This window comes from Cupriavidus sp. OTU4054, from assembly GCF_038440175.1.
Classification (GTDB): domain Bacteria; phylum Pseudomonadota; class Gammaproteobacteria; order Burkholderiales; family Burkholderiaceae; genus Cupriavidus; species Cupriavidus pauculus_D.
In genome coordinates, this window is the sequence record NZ_JASATF010000011.1 from 44,984 (window position 1) to 64,095 (window position 19,112).

At 59.6% G+C, this 19,112-nt stretch carries 22 protein-coding genes; 1 reads left to right on the forward strand and 21 read right to left on the reverse strand.

What is annotated here, in order from left to right; translation table 11 throughout:
* Positions 1 to 120: 120 nt before the first annotated feature.
* The 4 genes from AAHB16_RS14770 to AAHB16_RS14785 all read right to left on the reverse strand — a co-directional run bounded on the left by AAHB16_RS14770 (position 121) and on the right by AAHB16_RS14785 (position 5,499).
* Positions 121 to 1,104, reverse strand: coding sequence for a hypothetical protein (locus AAHB16_RS14770; protein ID WP_342051249.1), 984 nt, complete (start codon positions 1,102 to 1,104; stop codon positions 121 to 123).
* Positions 1,105 to 1,177: 73 nt separating this feature from the next.
* Positions 1,178 to 3,223: a UvrD-helicase domain-containing protein gene (locus AAHB16_RS14775; RefSeq protein WP_342051250.1), complete on the reverse strand. Its 2,046-nt coding sequence runs from the start codon at positions 3,221 to 3,223 to the stop codon at positions 1,178 to 1,180.
* A 757-nt stretch (positions 3,224 to 3,980) separates the two neighbouring features.
* Positions 3,981 to 4,931: a hypothetical protein gene (locus tag AAHB16_RS14780; protein ID WP_342051251.1), complete on the reverse strand. Its 951-nt coding sequence runs from the start codon at positions 4,929 to 4,931 to the stop codon at positions 3,981 to 3,983.
* Between the two features lie 97 nt (positions 4,932 to 5,028).
* A complete protein-coding gene (locus tag AAHB16_RS14785) occupies positions 5,029 to 5,499 on the reverse strand; it encodes a hypothetical protein (RefSeq protein WP_342051252.1) in 471 nt (156 codons plus the stop codon).
* A gap of 364 nt (positions 5,500 to 5,863) precedes the next feature.
* On the opposite strand from AAHB16_RS14785, the gene AAHB16_RS14790 reads away from it, so the two are divergent.
* Positions 5,864 to 6,844, forward strand: a complete 981-nt coding sequence (locus AAHB16_RS14790; protein WP_342051253.1) for a DNA translocase FtsK — start codon at positions 5,864 to 5,866, stop codon at positions 6,842 to 6,844.
* A gap of 187 nt (positions 6,845 to 7,031) precedes the next feature.
* Here the strand turns inward: AAHB16_RS14790 and AAHB16_RS14795 are convergent, their stop codons facing one another.
* The 17 genes from AAHB16_RS14795 to AAHB16_RS14875 form a co-directional block, all read right to left on the reverse strand.
* Positions 7,032 to 7,286: a hypothetical protein gene (locus AAHB16_RS14795; protein ID WP_342051254.1), complete on the reverse strand. Its 255-nt coding sequence runs from the start codon at positions 7,284 to 7,286 to the stop codon at positions 7,032 to 7,034.
* 269 nt (positions 7,287 to 7,555) lie between these two features.
* Positions 7,556 to 7,930, reverse strand: coding sequence for a hypothetical protein (locus AAHB16_RS14800; protein ID WP_342051255.1), 375 nt, complete (start codon positions 7,928 to 7,930; stop codon positions 7,556 to 7,558).
* Positions 7,927 to 8,289, reverse strand: coding sequence for a hypothetical protein (locus AAHB16_RS14805; protein WP_342051256.1), 363 nt, complete (start codon positions 8,287 to 8,289; stop codon positions 7,927 to 7,929). Before AAHB16_RS14805 ends, AAHB16_RS14800 begins: the two co-directional genes overlap by 4 nt.
* A 24-nt stretch (positions 8,290 to 8,313) precedes the next feature.
* Positions 8,314 to 8,496 carry a hypothetical protein gene (locus tag AAHB16_RS14810; RefSeq protein WP_342051257.1) on the reverse strand — a complete coding sequence of 61 codons (183 nt, stop codon included), beginning with the start codon at positions 8,494 to 8,496 and terminating at the stop codon, positions 8,314 to 8,316.
* Positions 8,497 to 8,506: 10 nt separating this feature from the next.
* On the reverse strand, positions 8,507 to 8,686 hold the full coding sequence (locus tag AAHB16_RS14815) for a hypothetical protein (RefSeq protein ID WP_342051258.1): 180 nt from the start codon (positions 8,684 to 8,686) through the stop codon (positions 8,507 to 8,509).
* Between the two features lie 11 nt (positions 8,687 to 8,697).
* A complete protein-coding gene (locus AAHB16_RS14820; protein ID WP_342051259.1) occupies positions 8,698 to 9,420 on the reverse strand; it encodes a hypothetical protein in 723 nt (240 codons plus the stop codon).
* A gap of 576 nt (positions 9,421 to 9,996) precedes the next feature.
* Entirely contained in the window at positions 9,997 to 10,368 is a 372-nt protein-coding gene (locus AAHB16_RS14825; RefSeq protein WP_342051260.1) for a hypothetical protein, read from the reverse strand.
* Positions 10,369 to 10,478: 110 nt separating this feature from the next.
* Complete coding sequence (locus AAHB16_RS14830) at positions 10,479 to 10,835, reverse strand: hypothetical protein (protein ID WP_342051261.1); 357 nt, start codon at positions 10,833 to 10,835, stop codon at positions 10,479 to 10,481.
* 197 nt (positions 10,836 to 11,032) lie between these two features.
* Positions 11,033 to 11,332 carry a hypothetical protein gene (locus AAHB16_RS14835; protein WP_342051262.1) on the reverse strand — a complete coding sequence of 100 codons (300 nt, stop codon included), beginning with the start codon at positions 11,330 to 11,332 and terminating at the stop codon, positions 11,033 to 11,035.
* A 196-nt stretch (positions 11,333 to 11,528) separates the two neighbouring features.
* Positions 11,529 to 11,924, reverse strand: coding sequence for a hypothetical protein (locus AAHB16_RS14840; RefSeq protein WP_342051263.1), 396 nt, complete (start codon positions 11,922 to 11,924; stop codon positions 11,529 to 11,531).
* Complete coding sequence (locus AAHB16_RS14845) at positions 11,905 to 12,060, reverse strand: hypothetical protein (RefSeq protein ID WP_342051264.1); 156 nt, start codon at positions 12,058 to 12,060, stop codon at positions 11,905 to 11,907. The genes AAHB16_RS14840 and AAHB16_RS14845 overlap by 20 nt, the downstream gene beginning before the upstream one ends.
* Positions 12,053 to 12,289 (reverse strand): hypothetical protein, encoded by a 237-nt coding sequence (locus tag AAHB16_RS14850; RefSeq protein ID WP_342051265.1) that lies wholly within the window; start codon positions 12,287 to 12,289, stop codon positions 12,053 to 12,055. Before AAHB16_RS14850 ends, AAHB16_RS14845 begins: the two co-directional genes overlap by 8 nt.
* Positions 12,290 to 12,746: 457 nt before the next feature.
* Complete coding sequence (locus tag AAHB16_RS14855) at positions 12,747 to 13,601, reverse strand: hypothetical protein (protein WP_342051266.1); 855 nt, start codon at positions 13,599 to 13,601, stop codon at positions 12,747 to 12,749.
* Between the two features lie 250 nt (positions 13,602 to 13,851).
* Positions 13,852 to 14,172: a hypothetical protein gene (locus AAHB16_RS14860; protein WP_342051267.1), complete on the reverse strand. Its 321-nt coding sequence runs from the start codon at positions 14,170 to 14,172 to the stop codon at positions 13,852 to 13,854.
* A 164-nt stretch (positions 14,173 to 14,336) separates the two neighbouring features.
* Positions 14,337 to 14,519, reverse strand: a complete 183-nt coding sequence (locus AAHB16_RS14865; protein WP_342051268.1) for a hypothetical protein — start codon at positions 14,517 to 14,519, stop codon at positions 14,337 to 14,339.
* A 745-nt stretch (positions 14,520 to 15,264) separates the two neighbouring features.
* Positions 15,265 to 16,998, reverse strand: coding sequence for a phosphoadenosine phosphosulfate reductase domain-containing protein (locus tag AAHB16_RS14870; protein WP_342051269.1), 1,734 nt, complete (start codon positions 16,996 to 16,998; stop codon positions 15,265 to 15,267).
* Between the two features lie 79 nt (positions 16,999 to 17,077).
* On the reverse strand, positions 17,078 to 19,108 hold the full coding sequence (locus AAHB16_RS14875; RefSeq protein WP_342051270.1) for an H-NS family nucleoid-associated regulatory protein: 2,031 nt from the start codon (positions 19,106 to 19,108) through the stop codon (positions 17,078 to 17,080).
* Between the last annotated feature and the right edge of the window lie 4 nt (positions 19,109 to 19,112).

Below are 19,112 nucleotides of genomic sequence, written 5' to 3' on the forward strand. Positions count from 1 at the left end.
TACGCCGCATTATATAGTGTTATACTACGTTCCGTAGTCCCATCCCGAGCCCCGCATGACCCCGGGCCTTCTTCCCTGAGGCGCTTTCGAGCGCCTTCTTTTTTTCCCTCTCGCCCCCTCTTAGATTCCCCAGCCGTCGCGCGAGCGCTCCCGGACTCGGCTGATCACGTCTTCAGCTGCTTGGCTCGCACCGTGGCCCGCCCAGTCGCCCTCGTTCGGAGCCTGGTCAGCTCGATAAATTTGATCTGCAGTGACGTTGATGTTGTTGGCGAACATTGCACGCAGCGTCGGGTTGCTGCAAACGGCCGCGGCGATCTGAGCCGCTTCTTCCGGGTTTCGGGCCATAACTCGCATGGTTGCACCAACGTCGGCATAGGCTTCGGTAGCGCCGCCGGCATCGAGAGCCGGGACCGGATTCGGAAAACCGACGTTTGCTTGGAAGACTTCCTCGGACCAGCCCTCCGTAACCGCTTCTGCCGCTGCCGATACCGAGAAATGCTCGTCGGTCGGAAGCTCCAGGAATCGATAGATCGTTTCATCGCTGTCGTCCAGTTCGGGATCACTATCGGGATGCTCGCTTTCCCGCCAGATATCGACACGGACGTTCTTGAGAGCGAGATCGACCTCGAACGGCTGGCAGCCAAACCCTTCGAGAGCTCGGCGGATACCTTCGGCCGCGATCTCGCCCTCGCTGGCCAGCGCCTGCGCCATCACTGTCGGGGAGCTTGCGATCGCCTGAATCTGATCGGCCACAGCTGGCGTCACGCGGTCGGTGAGCTGTGCCACTTCGTTGCCTGGAATCGGCCGCCGGGCTGCGAAGTTGCCCGCTCGAGCATAAGCCTGCTGCCAGCGGTCGCCCAGGCTCTGGGTCAACATCGCCTTGACGGAATTGATCACGGCGTCGTCGGCCTCGATAACCGTGACGTCGTCAGGCTGTACTGCGACGCCGTTGCGCATCAGCGAGAAGAAATAGGATGCGGGGACCAGGGTCGAATCAATGTGGAATTTGCCATTGGTGTCCATCGCGCCAAACGTGCCGGCGAGAATCTGGTTGGCCTGGGGGTGCATTCCGCCGGCATTCTGCAAAATCGTGAGAGTCGTCATCAAATCTTCCTTAGGCAGACATCTGTGGGTGATACGGTGGATGGGGGCGGCTGACCGCACGCTTCCCGTGAGATCAGAAGCGAGGTGGGGTCAGGTGGATAAATGCATTGTTTGCGACTTCAATGGTCTCGCGGCGGACCCTCTCGACCTCGGCGCCGAGGCGTTGACGGGCTGCGGCCGCGACTCTCATGTCCGCCTCGTCACGCCGCTGCCGATGTGCTGGTAGATCAGCGAGCCAGGCGAGTGTCTCGCTGTTCAACTGACAGCACTTCAATGCTCGAGTGAGGGCAACATAGAGCAGGTTGATTTCTTGGTCGGTCCCGTCTTCGCGCATCATCAGTTGACCATCGTCCCGACCAAACTCGGCCAGCGTCGCTTCAGCCTTTTCAAGAACAGTGAAATCGTCGGCGATCTTCACTTGGTCCCATTCCAGCCCTTTGGCCTTATGGCCAGTCGCCACAACCAGATCGGCGAACTTGTCCGTCTTCTCTTCGTTCTGGATCAGTTCAGCGACAAGTTGCGGAATTTCATCGCGGTATTCGTCCACCAGCTCGACGAGGATCTTCACCTCCGGATCCTTTGTCTCCTTGCCGTATTCTTCGAACTCCTGCCAACTGGCAAAATGGTCTCGGATGAATGGTTCTCGAATGTCGGTACGCTGACTCGAGCGAAGGCGCCACGCGTCCTCAAGAATGTGCACCTTGTATCCCTCAATACCTCCGACCCAGTGCACCCCGCGGCCACGCCGCGCAACCGTTTGCTTGATGAGCTCGGCATTGGTTCGAGATAGCAGCGTATATGGCGCGCCTTCGCGCCACGGAGCATCGGTCCCCAAACCCTCGATCGGATTGATCTCTCCCTTGAGCTCGGCAAGAAGCACGTTTGCGGTGTATGCAGTTTGGGGGCCGAAGCGCCAGGATTGGGTGAGCGGCAGTACAGTCGCGCCGGCCGGCAAACCCTCCATGGCATTGGTAGCGCCGCGGAACGCATAGATCGATTGATGGCGATCGCCGAGGTAGAGCAACTTCGTGCCGAACTCGCGCTGCAGTTCTACAAGTTGCGCCGTAACCGGGTTAGCGTCCTGAGCTTCGTCGAATACCAGCAATTGAAACCCAAGATTGGGTTTGCTCTGCACGAACATCTTCAGGTAGGCGTCGTGCGGAATCGTGATCTGACCAGCCTTGTCCTTCATGGCTTCCCACACGCGCCCGGCGTACCGGACACACTGCTCGACCGTGTAGTCCTGCGCGTTCAGCACCTTGCGGGCATCATCCGCATGGGCGGCGCTGGGTTCGATGTCGCGACTGGCGAAGAAGCTGGTGAGGATGCGCTGGGTAATGGCCGCCTCGCGGTAACGGACATTGAGGCCAATTGAGGCCATGTCCTTCCGGACAGTCGCCGGCTTCCAGATGTTCTCAACACGCGAGCGCTGATTCTGCGTGAGCGCCGAGTATGCCACCGCATGCGTGGTCATCGACGTGACATGGCGAGGAAACTTCCCCTGCGCGGCCTTCGCATTTGCCCGATTGAAGGCCAGGTACAGAGTGCGCAGATGCGGCCGGGCCACGGTATAGCCGACCGCAGTGGTGGTCTTGCCTGAACCCGCTTTGGCCTCCGCAACAACAATGTCGGCTTCCGCGCGAATTATTGCCCATTGCTGGTCGGTGTACTCGCGAACAGCTTGCGTGATCGGGCGAACCGTCGCTCCGAAGCTAAAGCCCGCGGCGGGGTGTTCGGCATGGGCCGGAGCGGTCGCACGTGGCGCGGTTGGGGCGCCAAACGATGCGGTCGACCGAGTTTGTGGCGATGCTTGCGGGGAGGACAGCGATGATTGACTCGGCGCCGCGGCCAGGCGTGACGGGCCGAAGCTGAATCGCGATGGGGTAGCAGTCGCTCCCGGCCGCTCCGGTGGCTGCGTATCTGCCTCAGGAGCGAGCCTTGGCTCTTGATCTATGTGGTCGCGACCCGCAGGGGCCGCAGCTGCTTGGGCAGGCGCTGCGGAGGTGGATGGTCTGGCGAAAAAGTTGAACGAGCGCGGGCTCGCCGGTGGTGATGGGCGTCGCTGCTCCCCTTCAGTGGTCGACGATGGCGATTTGACGGCGGGGAGAACGAACGGCATAGGATTGACTCCGGCTGGCAAAGGTCTCAGCAGACCTCGGCGGATGCACCGCAGATCGGTGCTAATTTCTTTCGTTTTGCCATGGTACTCGTAATTATGATGATTGCTCAAGCTACCCAAAAATAGTGGTATTCAATGGCTTCGAACGACTTTTGCGGCGCTCATTCTGATATGAGCGGCCATAGGCCTCGGGTCAGAGGGGACAGCCCCACCCCATTGCGGGGTAAGAATTCATTCAAAGTTTTTGACGATGCGACATGTACTCGTGTCGTGCGATAACCAACATGGCCCGATCTCGATCGAATTGCCACGTCGCGCGCGCGGCCCGCTCCACCCCCAAGCCATGCCCCAAAAGAACCGACATTGGCGGGATCTCGGACGGCTCGTCGAGAGACACGGTCGCGTGCCCTCTATTCAGGCACCTTGGCCCTGCTGATCTTCCCCCGCACCCATGCCGCACCGCCAAGCTTTTCCAGCTTGTCCTTCTGTGCGCGCGTCAGGCGGATAGACACCACCTGAGCTGCTTCGCCGTCCGGGAGAGGCTTGCGCCCCTGGCCACGGCCGGCGCCGCCCCTATTCTCCACCGCCTTCCTGCCCGCCATCATCGCCTCCCAGCGATTCGAATCAGTCCATTCAACATCAACAACCCAGCGTGAATCTGCGCGTCGGCCCTAGGGTGCTGGCCCATCATATGACGGCCGAATGTACTATCGCGCGGCTCTCACCTCTGCTGCATGCAAACCTGAGGCTCGGTAAATTAGGCGCTACGATAGATGTTGAAGAGCGTACGAAAGAAGCGGTCGAATGAGGCAGCACGCGGATCGCGCCGTACCGACGCTCGCATGTAGAGATGCGGATAGGTCGCCTTCTCGCGCCACGACTTGTTATGCCACCTAGAACCCCAAACCTCGCCGACAACGGTCACGTGACTGGCTGAACGTACCAGTGGAATCTGCGCATAGCACCACAGTTGGCCCCAGATGTTCGGCCACAGGTTCGACGGGATTTCCAAAGTCGAGTTCTTGACTTCCACTATGACCACTTCGCCGGTGGACGTGTTCTGATAGAGAAGATCCGGCGAAGCTCGTAATGGCACACCACCGACGCTAAGATCCTCGACGCCGAACCATGATGTCGCATTGTCCGGCGCATGCAACCCGTTGTGGGCAAGCCGCCATCCGGCCCACCTTCTCCCTACCAGCTCGTCATCGAACACTGTGAGCGTCCGACGCCTGTAAGCCTCCGTCCGCTGTGCCTTCTCTATTTTCCAGTCTCTTAAGAGCTCTGAGACAAGGAAACCCTCCAATTCGATCCCGCGCTCCAAATGTTCTTTGTCGCCATAGGCGTCCGAATAGAGCGAATACAACCACTGGGAGAAAGCGGAAGCGGTAGGTTCTGGCTCGGATGGGTGATTGGCGTCAGCGCGTTTGAGGAATTGGACAGGGTTCAGCTTGAACGGCTTTGGCGCCGGGTAGCGTCCGTCCAACAGATCGCTCTTCGCCGACGGAACGAACCCCTTCGGCGTTGTCCATTGATCCGCGATCTGCATCGGCGTAAAGATCGCAGAAATGCGCTTCTGCAGCATCTCCTGCGCCGTCAACTCGTCATGCTCGTCCGAAAAAACAATGCGTTCGGCCGCCCCATAGCCGTCCCAGCTTTCCTTTGCTGAGGCTTCCGCGCCAAATAGCGCGGTGAGATCTAACGCCATCGCCTACATCTCCAGAGCCCTCGCCAACTGCAAGCTTACTACTTCCATAACTGACTATTGATGCTGGCGCCCACACGCGTGACCTTCTGCCGGGCCGCTATTTGGAAGCTTCCGAGTGCGGCTCTTCAAAGGCGTCGGGCCAGAACGTCATCATACTGGCGCCAGCGACCCAGTCCTTCAGATCCGTGATCTCGATCGCTCCCTTGAAATTCGTATGCACCCGGTCACCAACAATGAGTGCACACGCATTCTCATGATCCCAATAACGGCCAACCTTGCTCACTCGAGTGATCGCACGGGCCTGCGGCGATGGATCACTCCCGCACGGCCCCTTGGCAGGATACATATACTCGACACCAAAATATCTCGTCATATCCTTGCGCGCGTGAGTCGGTCTTTCTGTCCGCCACTGCGGCACTTCTTCGTCTGCGATAGCAGCCGTCGCTGCCATACCGAGTACCAGAACCAAAACCAGGCGTTTCACAATTAAATCCCACGTATCTAGGCTTAACCCAACACTGCCGGAAAACATCAAAGCCCGACGGGCAGGGGTGAATCTCGATTTCATCGGCTCGGCAAGTATAAGCCCCATTGGCATACGAGGCGTCGGAACGCTCGCGCGAGGCTTAGGGCAGCAATAGGCCGCAGGACTTGACTTGGGGCCCGTTCCGCGGTTCAAGATTACCGGTCGCGCTGCATGCCACATCTCAAATCCCAAGTACCACGATCTGGAGCACGATGCCTAGTCCCACTTCGGGGAATATCCGACCGCTGGAATATACGGGAAATATCGTGCCAGGTTGTTCAGCTGCAAAATCCCGCGCAGCGAACCGGATTAATTTGTAACAGAGCTAAGGTTACCAGTTCCTCGATGCTGTTACGTGCAATGGGCGGGGATCGACCCCTTACCCGACAGTTTGAGGACTAGAGACATGAACAGCAGTATCATCACACAAGACCTGGTCGCCCAGGCAAAAGCCATCGTTATCGATGAACAGAATCCGTCGGTTTCCCTCCTTCAGCGTCGTTTGCACATTGGGTTTGGTCGAGCGGAGGGGTTGATGGCAGCTTTAGAAGCATTCGACGTGGTTACGCCGCAGTACGACGGGCTCCGCCGGCTGTCTTCGCACTATGAGACGCCGAAAACAGCAAGGCGAGCCGCCTATGTTCGAAAAGTGTTCGAAACTAGCCGATTTTTCTGGGAGATGTGGGAAGAAGGCTCGTTGGGAGACACGCGCGCTATTGAATTTCACAAGCCGGCGAAATTGTCGAATACGTCGGTCCGAGACCTAGTGCTTGGCGACTTCTACAAAAAACGAGGGCTTTCGCTGTACGAGGCTGCCGCAGAGCTGGCGAAGTGGCTGGAACTGAAGGATACGGTACCTTCATTCGTTGCGGCCGTGGAGGCCGACCTGGCTATCCTCTGTGCTAACGCGGCTAGGCCTTTCCAAGCCGTCGTCGACGTCGAGACCGTCATTCAACGTTCATTCGTTCGGGTGGTGCGGTACCTGCAGCAAACGCGTCTCGCCAGAGAGGGCGCGCACTCCCGGTGCTTCGAATACTACCTAGCAGCAGAACATGTGCCGACAGGTTATGGAAAGAACGGGGGCGAGCACCCGGAGCATGTCGTGCCATGCGCCTTCCTGCGGGACCGGTGCATCGCCAGACTTGCGCAAGGCGCCTCAGTTGAAGAGGTAGCGCAGGAGATACGGCCATTTTTGGCCATCGTTATGATTACCGAAGCAGAATGCGCAAATCTCGATAACGGTCCCACCTGCGGCGGCTTGGGGTTGAAAGACACTATGCCAGCGAATTGGGACTTCGAGACGGGGGACATTTTCGCGCGGCTTCACGTGGCAGGCATTACATTCGACCCGCCCCCCACGACGCCCGCGGCTGCCTGCGCCGTCTAAGCGCCTATGCGCGGCAATCGAATCGAATTCCGGCTACGCCTCCCGAGGGGCGCTCATGCGGCCTGGCGGTCCTCACTTGACGCGGGCGTTGGCCTTAGGCAGCGCGGGCTGGTGCAATAAGCCACTCCACACAAACATTCCGCAAAGGCTCTACGGGCGATTCTGCTACAGCGCTACCTCATAGCGGCTACACGTTGATGACGGAGATAGGAACGCGCACGTGCACCGACTCGCCGCTCTGTTCCGCCTGCGCCCGCTTTCCTCCGTCCGTGATCCATTTAGGTAGCGTTGACAGTTCGAGGGCGATCTCCACCCCGTCGTCCGAATAGCGGCCGCTGGCAAGCCCAGCGATAAACGCCTCCCTGAGGTGGTCTGGGACATAAATGTTCAAAACCGTCCGGTCCCCGCTATCGCGGACGTAGATTTCAATTCCGTCGCTCATTTCTCTATGCTCGCCTTTTCGAATACTCTGGAGGAGCCGCGCTATACGTTGCAACTCAAGAGTGCCACAACTGTCGGTTCACCTGTTGTTGCAATCTCCCCCTAGATGGCACCGCCACAGGACAATCTGCGAGCGGAGCACCCTGTGACGGGTTGGTTAGGACGTGAACGAGTTTCCGAAGGCGGGTCGATTAGGCGGGCATTTCCGGCACGAACCACCAAGGTTGCTTCGGGGGCGCGCGATAGGGCGGTTGCCACCGGCTCGTGATTTTAGGCGTTTGTGAGCAAGTTCGGGAGGACTGCGCCGCGGTGAGGTGTGGTTGCCGAGGCATCGAGGACGAAACCGCAGTATGCCCGGCCGCCCGCGATGATCGCCGGGTGATCGTATCCGTCCTTGCCGCTCGTGCCGGCTTCGAGAACGAACATCCCTTCGTCCCAGAACTGCCATCCAGTCTCGCGCATTGCATTGCACATCGCCTCAGCCGTGAAAAACTCCACGGTCAAGGTGTGCTTCCATTCGAAGTGTTCCACGCCCTCCAGCGTCAGCGTGATCCCCGCTGCTTCACCCGCCCATTCCTCCATCTGCGCTTCGGTTGCGCCCTCCGGGTACGGAAAGGGATAGCCATTGGTAAGGATCAGTTTCATGCTTTGTCTTCTTCATCGGGTTGATACACGCGGAGCGTCAGCCCGCATTGCTCAGTGCGAGCACAATGCTCGTCGCTGTAGTTCTCGTCGCGCTCGTCCAGCTTCATGCCGTGCCAGATCGTGCGAGCTCCGCAGTCCGGGCAGGTGGTAGGCTGGTCACCAGCGATGACGTTCAGATGCAGGCGCGGCGGCAGGCTGGGATCTTGATTTAGGAACTCGCTGCGGCGCGCAACAGCGGCCATGGCCTCCGCGCGTTCGATACCATCGCCTACGAAGTGCTCCACCAGTTCCGCGTCCGTCGAGGCTTCGTCATTGCTCAGAATTGCCTCAGCCCATTTGCGTTTGTCGATGCTCACCATGCTTTCTCTGCTCGCCTCCGATGCTCAAGCCATATCGCGAACGAAGTCAGCGGCGGCGGTGACACCCATCGTGTCGATCCACCCTTGAACCTCGTCACGATTCTTCTCGATGTACGCCAGGCACTGGCGCTCCTTCCGCTCGCTGATGACTTCCAGCTCACGGAGAGCCGCAAGCTCGCGTGTGATCATGCTCGTGTCGTTTGCCATGATTGAGTCCTTATTGTTTCGCAGCGACTGCGATCGCGTCGCGTGCAATGCGGCCAGTGAGTGGGATGTTACGAAAGCCCATGCGGGTATTCATGGTGCTGTAGCAGGCCGACTTAGGCTGGCCGTCTTCGCCGTAGTAGATGGTGACCACGTAGCCGCGCACGTGGGCGATTTTGTAGGTAGCGAGCATGTCCAATTACCTTAGATGCCGGCACCGAACTTGACGATGACCTCGATCAGATCACCGTGCACGCTACGGAGTACGGCCATACCACCAGCGGGAATGCGTTGAATCGTCATAAGGGATTCAGCGGCGCGATTGCGATCCACGCCACGCGCCACGAGGACTTCCAGCGCATCAGCAGCCGTGACCGCCACGTGCGGAGCGTTGTTCGTGTTGCGGCAGGATTCATGGCCGATGAAGAAGCGCGCACCTTGCTTGGTCTGCACAGTCATTGGCGTCGTGGCTGCCAATGCTTCGCGGGCTTCAGCGATAGCTGCGTTGTTCTCGTGCATGAAGGCCACGGGCACGTATGCCGAGCCTTTGTCCCAATCCCCGTGAAGGTTGACCAGTTTGGTGAGTGCCGTACGCAGCTGGGTGACGTGCTCGGATTGCGCGGCTGCCGCGCGACGCTCGACTGCTACGGCCGCGCGGTTGATGTCCTCGGCGATCGCTTCATCCCACGCGGCCAGAAACTCGCGCACGATGCTCGGGCCTTGTCCGATCGGTACGAAGGTATCTGCATAGCCCTCGTACGTGCCAGTCTCCGAGCCCCAGCAGAGACGACCGTAGGTCCAGTCAATGTACTGGACGACGACCGTTTCGCGATCCTCACCGGGATTAGTGCAGCAGCGGATGATGATGGCTGCGCCGTACAATCGATCGTTCCAGACCCACTGACCTTCGGTGAAGGTTGCCTGCATTGTTACCCCCCTGCTCGCTGCGTTTTCCGATGATTTAATGTATTACATCAATCAAAAACCACGCAAATATTTGTGTATTACACAAAACAAACATCGAGGTCAGAATATTGCTGCGCGGCCCCGTTCGCCCCGGGGAAATCCCATAAGCGCGCACCAGCAGCACCGTCAGCCCTGAGCAATCTACGTGCGAGCTTTGGATCATCCCGACTAGCGGGGAGGCGACTCTACGGAACGCGGCTGTCGGGGGGGGCGCGACGATCAAGCGTTCGGGGCCGAGAGGGTGTTGGCAGCTTGCAGCACGATCAGCTGCAGAGGTGGCGAGGGATGTTTTTGGACGGCGGGGACTATCGGCGAGAGCTCGCTTCAAGTCATGGCAGGCAATTGGAGGCGCGTAGCACTCAACTCCCGCACCAACTAGGGTTTGTCAGCTTTATCTGACCCAACTGCACGCCCCTCGACCAGCGAGTCTCTCGCCAGCCGTGCCGAAATGGACCGTCAATATATGTTGTGTAAAATCGGAGACCTTCATTGGGTCGGGGAACGACGGGTGACGCCCCGCTGTTCCCGGGTCGCGCGTTACTTCGAAACGTCGCCGACCAAGTGCGGAACCTCCATGGTCAACCCATGGCGAACCTCGGAGACCAGGACACGAAGATTGGACGGCCACATCTCGATACCACCACGCTCGTTCACTTTTGCGACGCCTTCTTTGCCGCACACTTCCCCCACCTTGACGGTGATTTTGCCGAGACTATCCCGCGAGACGTCTGCGGCGTACGCCATGCAGACCGATCCGTCGCTCTTCTGAATGGTCGGGAGCGATACCTCCACGCTGTCGCCCACAGTCAGCCGCCGGATCGATAGAACCTGCTCCGGCACGTCAGCGACCGCGGCCGTCGCCATAACGACGGCACCTACTGTTGCTGCTCCAACAATAATCTTCTTCACAGTCTTACTCCAGTCGGCTGCCGGCCGATACGGGGCACCTCGTGCCATACTGCAACGTAAGAAACGTGGACTCGCCTCGATTAACATTCCGCGGCGAGGACGCACAAAGCTCATTGCACCTTGTGGCCGGCGCGCTCACAAGCTAGGACTAGTGCGTTGTGCACCAGGATCGGCATTGCTTCGCGCGTCTTCGAATTCGCAGTGGCCACGTCAACGACGTCGGTTACCTGCGTCAGGGTTACTCCGTTCAAGCACGCGGCGAACATCGGCTTTGTCTGGTCGAAGAGAACGCGATCGGCGTCAAGTACGCCTGCCACATAGGTCTCCCGCTGCTGCCGTGGAAGCTCCTGATACTTTTCGGGGGAGAATACTTGGCGGATATTCACCTGTGCGAATGAGGGCTGGCCCGCGGCGACGGTCAGCAGCCCACAAAGGGCGAGTTTCAAGCGGCTTTGTGCGTTGGTCATTCTGTTTCTCCAGGAGTTGGATTTTCTGTGTCTCGTACTGGTGAGACGGCACGCGCAACAGGACTCAATAAAGCTCTGCGCAGCCACGTATTATCGGCGCTCAGTTAGGGTTTCTTGACTCCAGCAGCGTCCTCGACGAACCGTTGGAACCAAGCATCAGCATCCCGGCTAGGCGTGCTCTCTATTGATGCGGGGGATCATTCGAACCCGCCGTAGAGCTTGAGCGGGCTGACGCTAAAATGGTCGTGGTGCGCGTAGTCTTCACCAGCCGGATGGCGGGCTTCCCACCGACGCTGCCTGGCGTTGTACTCGTCCCACGCTCTATCGTTCTCCGGAGAGTCTTCAATCACATTAGGTGGCGTCGGACGCGTGTCGGAGTAAGATCGGCACTTTTCCGCAAACGCTTTCGCCGCCGCGTCGGTGGTGAATGCCCGCAAAACGTCAGCGCCGTCATAGTCGGCGTCCGCCGTCACCATATGGACTTTGCGCGATTTCATTCGACCCATGCCACATCCGCGGATCTCGGCCGCGCGGCCTCGGGTTTGCGCAATACCTCATCCAGCGAGAAGCCGCTGAACTCGCAGCGGCCCTTTCCCCATTGCCCACCGTCCCAACGATGGCGTGAACCAACGCGCGCTCCCGTCTTAGGGCTGCGCCCGCCCTTTACACTGCAGGGAATCACATATGGCCGGCTCACTTGGCACCTCCCGAAGCATTGGCTGCCTGAGCGCTTAGGGTCTCGGTGACAATGCTCCATTTCCTCTGTGGTTGCCGGCATTCGAGTGTCGTCGCGCTGCGTAAGACGCGGATACCTCGCGGTTCGGCCTGCCGCGCAGGCGGGCCTTCGTGGCAGAAGCCTTGAAGTGCTTCCTTCCATTCCTGCGGGATCATGGCCAGCACCTCCGCCACACAAGCCGGCGAGGTACACGTCAGCACAACGTCCGCGATCACATCAGCAATCTCCTCATTTCGCGCCATTGCCGACTTCGCGGTCTCGCGGGCCGTCAAACCCGGGACCGGCGCCGCCTCACACGGGACCACGCCCAGGCATGGCGCATGGCTGGAAAGATCAGCCTGCATTGCAGTCATCAGGCAGGGTATCGATAAGAATCTCGATCTCCTCGATCAGCGTGCGCAGATCCCGCTTCGTTGCGGATGCCGCGCGGGCGGTGTTACTCCAATACTTCTTCACGTTCGCGAGGAGCGTGTCGTATTCGTCAGGCATGACGGTTATCCTTTGCGTTGAGCTCGCTCGCCAGGCTTTCGATCTGCTCGGTCGAGAAGCGAGCAGTGAGGTTCAGCGCCGCGGTGATGCGGCGCGCCATTTCCGCTTTGCCTTCCTCGGGCATGCTGTGGTTGTATGTGGTGGTCGCCACGCCGGCGTCCTGATCGGCAAATCGAATCGAGTTCCCGCCAAGCCCCGTCTGCACATAGGTCCGTCCCTCGAACATCATGGCGCCCTCGTTGGGTCCGACGACTTGTGAACGCGAAACAGTGCCCGCACAGGCCGCTCGCAGTCCATGCAACGTGGATCGCCTTCTCTCCGTACCTCGTAGCCGTCTGTGTCGATGCAGTCTCCTTCCCAAGTCGTAAATCGCTTTGCTGTGAAAGCGATGGTCGTGGAGAATCCCGCTTTGCCACCGCAATGCGGGCATTCGCTTACGCTCATGGTTGGCTGCATGCTTCAGCGCTCCTCGCCGCTTCTGCACGCGAGCTGCGGATTTCGGCCACTGGCAGCCTTGTCGCACTCGCACATGCTGCCCTTCTCGCCGTGTACGACCGCTGCAGCGCGGTCTCGTTCGTCCATGCATTCATCGCAAAGCCATTCGCTGCATAGCTTCACAATGGCGTGAGATGGCAGTCCAGAAAAGTCCTGGGTAAGATCGTCGTCTTTGCAGCAGTTGGTGCAGATCACGGCGCCTCCTCCCGATGAGGAATGGCGCTGACTTCCATCAAAGCGTGGGCGGCAATCGTAATGATTGCTGGCTCGATGTAATAGCCCTGGCGCTTAGCCTCCTTGACGCTGCGCGTGCCGCCGCGAAGAAACTTCTTCAACTGGTGATCGGGATCGTCGCCCTCGTGCGCTACGTTCACGTTGATGAACTCGCTGTCGCACATGAGCGCCCACGCGGCAAACACGCGCGGGGGGGCGGCCTTGTCGCCAGTCGCGGGCGCTGTCTGAGCCCGCTGTTGGACAAAGCTTGCTTGCAGCACAGCACGAGCAAATGCGAGCCTCCAAGTCCGCACCGCGCGCGTATCAAGACGGGCATCCTGTACGTGGTAGCCGTGCCTGTGCGCGAGTGTTTCTGCGGCGATGTCGTGGATAGCGTCGATCTGGTCGTTGCTCAACGTCTCTCGCTCGTCGCCGGTTGGGCCGCCAGTGAGTGACGCTTCGTAGGGTTCGGCGGATCTGGCATCCTTGGCAAGCGCTGGATCGATGCCCCCACGCGCGAGGGCCGCGGCAATGCTGGCGGCAAATCCCACTAAGCTCGTGTTGAACTTCTCGGACCATTCGGACTTATGCCGGCGCGATGAAATGATGCCGTGCATCGCTGCGAAGTCTAGGACCGCGTCTTTCGTTAGAAGACTAGGCTCCGCGGCCTCGCTAAGCAGCGACTCACGAAACTTCGCGAGGCGCTGCTCGAACAGATCCGACAGATCTGGGTCGGCCTGCATCACGGCGCTACGATGCAACTGCAGCAGCTCGCGCCATGCTCGATCACGCTGCGTGTCGGATGATCCGCCCTCCTCGACTGCTGTTGTCATCTTCCAATCCTGTTAAAAATCTTGTCGTGGATAACCTTGACCTGCTCGAACTCAGCATTCGTCACGTCAATCACCTGACTCCGTTTGCGACGCTGCTTCAGAGAGCGGACGAGCACCATCTCCTGCGTTGTCAACCTGTCAAGCACGATCAACCGGATCACCCTATCTAGCATCAGATTCGGGTTTGGATGAGGGGCCGAGCATTGCTCAGCATTCGGCGCTCCGTTGCTCACTTCGGGACCATTCCCAGTCATGCCTGTCGCATACGTCTGTGCCACGTAGTTTTTGCGGGTTTTGACATCAAACCCTTCTTGCGCAACTCATAGGCGCGAGTCATCACGGTATGAATGGTGCGCTCCAGCGCCAGGCTAACTTGCTCAGGACCAAGCCGATCATAGTTGTCGACCAGAAACCTTTGATCCGTAGTCGTCCACGGCTGCTTCTGCTTCCCGTGAAAATCCGGGTGATAGTTCAGCCGCCCGTACTTGTCGTAGGTCACCGGCAAATCTTGCTCGCAAGGCGCTAACCTCAGCATCTGTTCGCCTCTAATTTCATTTTTCGCATCATCCATATACTTCGCTTTATATATGCTACCAACAAAGGAAGAAGCCGGGCAAATGCAGTTCTTAGTCAGCCCGGATCGAGAACGAGGCGGTGCACCCTTCCTTGCCATCGTCGGCGCCGAGCACTTCTCCCTAGTCGGGTAGGCGGGCAGATACGACGACGGCGATCCTTCTACTCGCTCTCCGGAGCTTCAGCTGGGGCGAATTCGCTAAGCATCTCATCCCATAGCCCCGCATTCCCGACGCCGAGATCAAGAGGCCAGTTCTGCGGGTCAACAGCATTCATCGCCCGCCAATGGCGCTCGAACGCGATTAGGCGGGCTCTTTCCTGCTCCACAAACTGATCCAGTGTCATCGCGATTACCTTGTCTACCCTTGCCTGTCGCTAACCACGGGGGGTGCCGGCCGCCGCCGCGGCATCCAGTGAGTCACGTCCTCGAAGTTCAGCTCACCGTCTTCGGTCTCCCAGTAATCCGGACTCCAGCCTTGGCGCCATTGCTTCGATCCAGCAACGACTTTTCCGTAAGTCGTATGAACCCAAAGGGGCTCCCCGGACTCCGGCCAGGCCTCCCCCACTGGCGTCCAACTGGACGGCGGCGGGCCGGCCAGCAACTCAAGCGTGGCGTCGATGTCCCGCCGGCGCCGGCTCACGTCCTCGTCGCGCGAGCCAACGGCACCATACTGCGGGCGGACCGCCTCAAGTAGCGCTACAAGGTCCGGACCGCCGGCATCGCACACCAGGTCGGCGAGCGATCTGGCGGTCTCTTCATGTTCAATTGCACTCATGATGGTTAGCTCTCAGTGGATTCGGCTTTAGCGGGTGCTCATACACCGCGACTACCACTCATGCGGGCGTCGAAGCAGTCCGCAAGTCGATTTGTCGTCTTGCGATCCACGCTGGAGATCTCCGGGCCGTACATTTGGCTGAGCTCCGTGTTAGCGGGCAGCTTGCGCACTGCTTCACGGATCAGAATGAGTTCGCTCTCTGTGAAATCGACTAGCATCGTGTGTAGCAGGAGTGGATTGCCGTAAGGCTTACGATACAGACTTCGTGGGGACCCCCGCAACGAAAGGCCCAGCTATGCTGATGCCTTTGCTTGTCAGGCTGCTTCGGCAAGGAGAGTGTTCTCAGGTGGTGCCGGAACGCAACGCGCGGCCAGTCGATCAAGCGGAGGTTGGCCGTGCAACCCGTTCTGCTGCCGCCACTCGGTGCGTCGCAGAATGCCGTCCCACCTGGCATGCGCGCCTTTCGCCAGGGTGACAAACCCAAAGCGCAGGTAGATGCGCGCTGCTGCAGTCCATTCAGCGCTCTCGCGATGGTAGTCTTCGATGTGACGGTCTGCTTCGAACTCCATAAAGAGCGTAGCGCCCTCTTCGTCGATTTCGAAATGTTTCGTGGTATCAAAATCGGTCACGATCCGGCCATCTCGGGTAAAGCGCGTCCCGGTACCGCAGCCCTCTTCGGCCAAGGCCATCGGAGCGTCGAACAGCCCCGCGACCCGCGGTGAATCGACGCCATCCCAATCCTTCCCAACGAAGACTCGTCCATACGATGGGAGCGGTGTCTTCTGGAACCGCTTCACCTTTGGTGGAAACTTCAGATTCCCGCGTTCGACCTCGCGCGCGATCCATAGCGAGTGAAATGGCCTGTGCAGACCATAGGCTGACCAAAGCATATCGATCGCGAACAACTCCTTCAGATTGACGTAGCAAAACTTCGCCGCCGCTGGCAGCGTCGCCTGGATCGACAGTGCGTACCAGAGGAGATCCTCGAGCATCTGCGGCGAGTAAGTGTCCGCGGCGATGGTGATGTAGCCATCCTTGTCGATGGTGCGGCCGACGTAGGAGCGGCGCGACCAGTCATACTGCGTATTTGCGATGAAGTCACGAAATGCGAGCATCGGCTTCATGTATCCATAGCGGTCAGAATCGCTCTCGACCATATTCATGAGCGATTTATCAGACTGCACCTTGGTACACGTCACGCAGCCAGATCGTGCTCCGCAACCCCCGCGCTTGCGCGCGTCCATCATGTCAGAGGACACGACAACGCAGGAGCTGCCGCCGGCATCCCGATAGAAGCGCATCGTCTCGGCGAAATCTGAGTAGGCCGGGATCAGGGCAGCCGAGCAGTAGCTAAGATAGGTCCAGACATCGTCGGAAGTCCACGAAAGGATGGGCGACAGGCGCATCGCGCCCTCTTCGTTAGTCCAGATGCCGTCATCGCGTTCGCCGCGTGATGCGATGCTGGCGGCTCGAGCCGCAGACTCCTCAAGCCGGACGCCGGTCATAAGTACTGCCGACTTGCTTGTCAGGCGCCGCAGCTCGACTCGGGCGGACGCAGAAAGTCGATCGCCCACGCGCACTTTCCAGTCTACGCTGCAATCACCTCGAGTGTCGGGAAACGCTGGTAGACCCCGGCCGCCGATCACACGGCAGGCGAAGGCCGAGTAGAGAGTCGGGCGCCCCACGCGGACCGTCAGGGGGATGCCTTGGGCGGCAGCATACATGCGCATCTTCGCGATCTCGGATGCCGCCAGTGCCTGAACTTCGGGGTTCTCGACGGTGATCGAGCTATGGTTGATGAGGAGCGGCGGGCAAGCCAACCCGCTCTGCAGCCTGGCCCGTGCCGCGTTGAGCATCAGGTTCGCCACGACACTCGAATCCTTACCGCTAGACCAAGCGCAAATCAATGGGTGCCCCGCCTCGAGGACTGCGTCGATCGCAGCCATCGCGCGTTGCTCCAACTCGTCTGGGGTCCAATTGGCGACGGCTACGGGCACCGAGGCCGGTGGACCGGCCAACGGGAAAAGGGTGAGCTGCGAGGCTTGCATGTTGGGTTGCATCGGCTGGTGATATGCAACCCAACATACGGATACGAAGGGGACCCTCGCAAGCCGCCGTAGGCGAAAACTACTCGGTGACGACCTCCGCAGTCACGAGGAAGTCATCTGCGATTTTCCCGTTCTCGATGGCAGCGACAAGCCACGCGGGCTGCTTGCCTCGACCGGTCCATGTGTTGCCATTGGAGTCTCGATATCGCACCGGCACTCTTGTGCCACGCGGGGCCACCTCGGTCTTCACCACCCGAGCCAACATGGTTGGCAACCAGCCGGTACCGGCGAGGGCCGACTCCCCGTGCTTGTCCAGCTCGCCCTTCTTCAGCTTGGCGAGCTTATCGCAGTCCTGAGTCGCGTCCACCTCTTTGATGACTGCAATGGCGGTCTCTTTTCGAACATGCTTGAAGTAACTACCAGCGCTCGCTTCCCACCATTTCGCCATATCGAGATCCGTTGCTGCCTCGAGCTCGGACACCGGCCGGCTATTCTCCTGGTGTTGGATGCCATCGACCGAGGACGCTGTACAGAACGCAAGGATCTCGATCACAGTCTCCATAGGTTGCTCTTGAAGCCACGCGAATAGTTCGGACGGGTCTTCGGGCAGAAGCTCGCGAAGGCCCTCTCTGAGCGCGTCCATTTGACGCCATGCCTTCGACTGCTCGATATCGTCGGCGTGCTGCTGCAGGTTGAACGTCTGGACATGTGCGTGGATCCTGACGCCGCTTTGGCCGAAATGCCCGCTATAGAACACGGTGCTGGCCAGCGAGTAGCAGAGTGCATCCAGCGCGAGCCGGTGGCTCTCCGCAAGCGTGGCCTGTAGGGCCACCGTCCGATGCGCCGATAGCTTCCGGACGAGCGACTCGGAATGTGCGGGTTTGCCGGACTCGGTTACGGTAACACCCGGCTCGACCGGCTTCGGCTTGGCCACTTCCTTGATGAGGCCTCGATGGATCGCCAATCGGCCTGCATTGTCCAGGCCGATGATCACACCCGCCTTTTTCATCTGCCGATCACTGAAAGACAGCGCCCTCGCTTTGATAGCGTCAATCTTCGCCTTGATATCGTCGATCTGCTGGGACACCACCTCGTACGAATCCGATGCGTCGTCCTCGTCCAGCGCGTCTGCATCGCTCTGCAGAGCCTGCTGTTCGGTTTCAAGCGCAGCTACCTCGGCTTGTTCATCGGCCGACAGGGGGCGCTCCGACGGCTTGCTCTTGCTCAGTTGATGAAGATCGCCGCTGCTGACTGTACGGCGGACGTCCACCCACGACCAGCCTTCAGCGCGGACCTCATCGGCAATCGCGGCAAGCTTTTCATTGAACATTCTGTCCAGAAGCAGATGATCTGCCATGTAGCCGTCTCCGCGCGCCGAGAAGAGATCGCGCACGACGTGGCCGCCAGCAGCTTCATAAGCGTCCAGCCCGACAAACCGCGCAACATCGTTATCCGCCGTGGCAACGGTACCCTCGGTTAGGCTCTCACGCAGCAACCTCGCACTACGCTTCCAGACCGGCCCCTTCAATGCGTTATCCCAAACCCGCTCTTGGATATCGTGGCGGTCCGTGATGGCGAGCGCCTGAAGTTGGTCGAGCTTCAGATGTCCGTCGCGGTACCCCTGCAGTAGCCTAGGTGACACGTTGGCGAGGGTCAGCCGGCGGCGGACAACCAACGGTGTGACCCCAAATGCGGCACCGATGTCTTCGATGGAAATCCCCGCCTCGCGCTGCCGCTGGAAGGCTTCGAACTCGTCGGCGGGATGCATCGGTTCCCGGCCGCTATTCTCTGCCAGGCTGGCTAGCTCAGCGGTCTCTCTGGCAACGATCTTCAGAGGTACCGGATAGTCGGGAGACAGTTCGCCGAGCTGCAGTAGAAATGTAAGAGCACGGCACCGTCGGCCGCCCCCGATGACGCCGAATCGAGTTGGCATCCCCTCTGCAACCTCCGGCACGACCAGAAGATTCTGCAGGACCCCTTGCGAGCGGATAAGGGCGACAAGCTCACTGATGTCACTCCGGTCGTTGCGCCGGGCATTCAGCGGCGAAATGAATAGCGAGCTCAACGGCGCGTTCAGCGTCTGGCCGGGGGTGTACTGGGTCGTCGTCATTTGC

Bases quoted from the DNA above. Each gene is read 5' to 3' on its own strand.
- AAHB16_RS14770 (WP_342051249.1), bottom strand. From the start codon at position 1,104: ATGACGACTCTCACGATTTTGCAGAATGCCGGCGGAATGCACCCCCAG.
- AAHB16_RS14775 (WP_342051250.1), bottom strand. From the start codon at position 3,223: ATGCCGTTCGTTCTCCCCGCCGTCAAATCGCCATCGTCGACCACTGAA.
- AAHB16_RS14780 (WP_342051251.1), bottom strand. From the start codon at position 4,931: ATGGCGTTAGATCTCACCGCGCTATTTGGCGCGGAAGCCTCAGCAAAG.
- AAHB16_RS14785 (WP_342051252.1), bottom strand. From the start codon at position 5,499: ATGAAATCGAGATTCACCCCTGCCCGTCGGGCTTTGATGTTTTCCGGC.
- AAHB16_RS14790 (WP_342051253.1), top strand. From the start codon at position 5,864: ATGAACAGCAGTATCATCACACAAGACCTGGTCGCCCAGGCAAAAGCC.
- AAHB16_RS14795 (WP_342051254.1), bottom strand. From the start codon at position 7,286: ATGAGCGACGGAATTGAAATCTACGTCCGCGATAGCGGGGACCGGACG.
- AAHB16_RS14800 (WP_342051255.1), bottom strand. From the start codon at position 7,930: ATGAAACTGATCCTTACCAATGGCTATCCCTTTCCGTACCCGGAGGGC.
- AAHB16_RS14805 (WP_342051256.1), bottom strand. From the start codon at position 8,289: ATGGTGAGCATCGACAAACGCAAATGGGCTGAGGCAATTCTGAGCAAT.
- AAHB16_RS14810 (WP_342051257.1), bottom strand. From the start codon at position 8,496: ATGGCAAACGACACGAGCATGATCACACGCGAGCTTGCGGCTCTCCGT.
- AAHB16_RS14815 (WP_342051258.1), bottom strand. From the start codon at position 8,686: ATGCTCGCTACCTACAAAATCGCCCACGTGCGCGGCTACGTGGTCACC.
- AAHB16_RS14820 (WP_342051259.1), bottom strand. From the start codon at position 9,420: ATGCAGGCAACCTTCACCGAAGGTCAGTGGGTCTGGAACGATCGATTG.
- AAHB16_RS14830 (WP_342051261.1), bottom strand. From the start codon at position 10,835: ATGACCAACGCACAAAGCCGCTTGAAACTCGCCCTTTGTGGGCTGCTG.
- AAHB16_RS14835 (WP_342051262.1), bottom strand. From the start codon at position 11,332: ATGAAATCGCGCAAAGTCCATATGGTGACGGCGGACGCCGACTATGAC.
- AAHB16_RS14840 (WP_342051263.1), bottom strand. From the start codon at position 11,924: ATGACTGCAATGCAGGCTGATCTTTCCAGCCATGCGCCATGCCTGGGC.
- AAHB16_RS14845 (WP_342051264.1), bottom strand. From the start codon at position 12,060: ATGCCTGACGAATACGACACGCTCCTCGCGAACGTGAAGAAGTATTGG.
- AAHB16_RS14850 (WP_342051265.1), bottom strand. From the start codon at position 12,289: ATGATGTTCGAGGGACGGACCTATGTGCAGACGGGGCTTGGCGGGAAC.
- AAHB16_RS14855 (WP_342051266.1), bottom strand. From the start codon at position 13,601: ATGACAACAGCAGTCGAGGAGGGCGGATCATCCGACACGCAGCGTGAT.
- AAHB16_RS14860 (WP_342051267.1), bottom strand. From the start codon at position 14,172: ATGGATGATGCGAAAAATGAAATTAGAGGCGAACAGATGCTGAGGTTA.
- AAHB16_RS14865 (WP_342051268.1), bottom strand. From the start codon at position 14,519: ATGACACTGGATCAGTTTGTGGAGCAGGAAAGAGCCCGCCTAATCGCG.
- AAHB16_RS14870 (WP_342051269.1), bottom strand. From the start codon at position 16,998: ATGCAAGCCTCGCAGCTCACCCTTTTCCCGTTGGCCGGTCCACCGGCC.
- AAHB16_RS14875 (WP_342051270.1), bottom strand. From the start codon at position 19,108: ATGACGACGACCCAGTACACCCCCGGCCAGACGCTGAACGCGCCGTTG.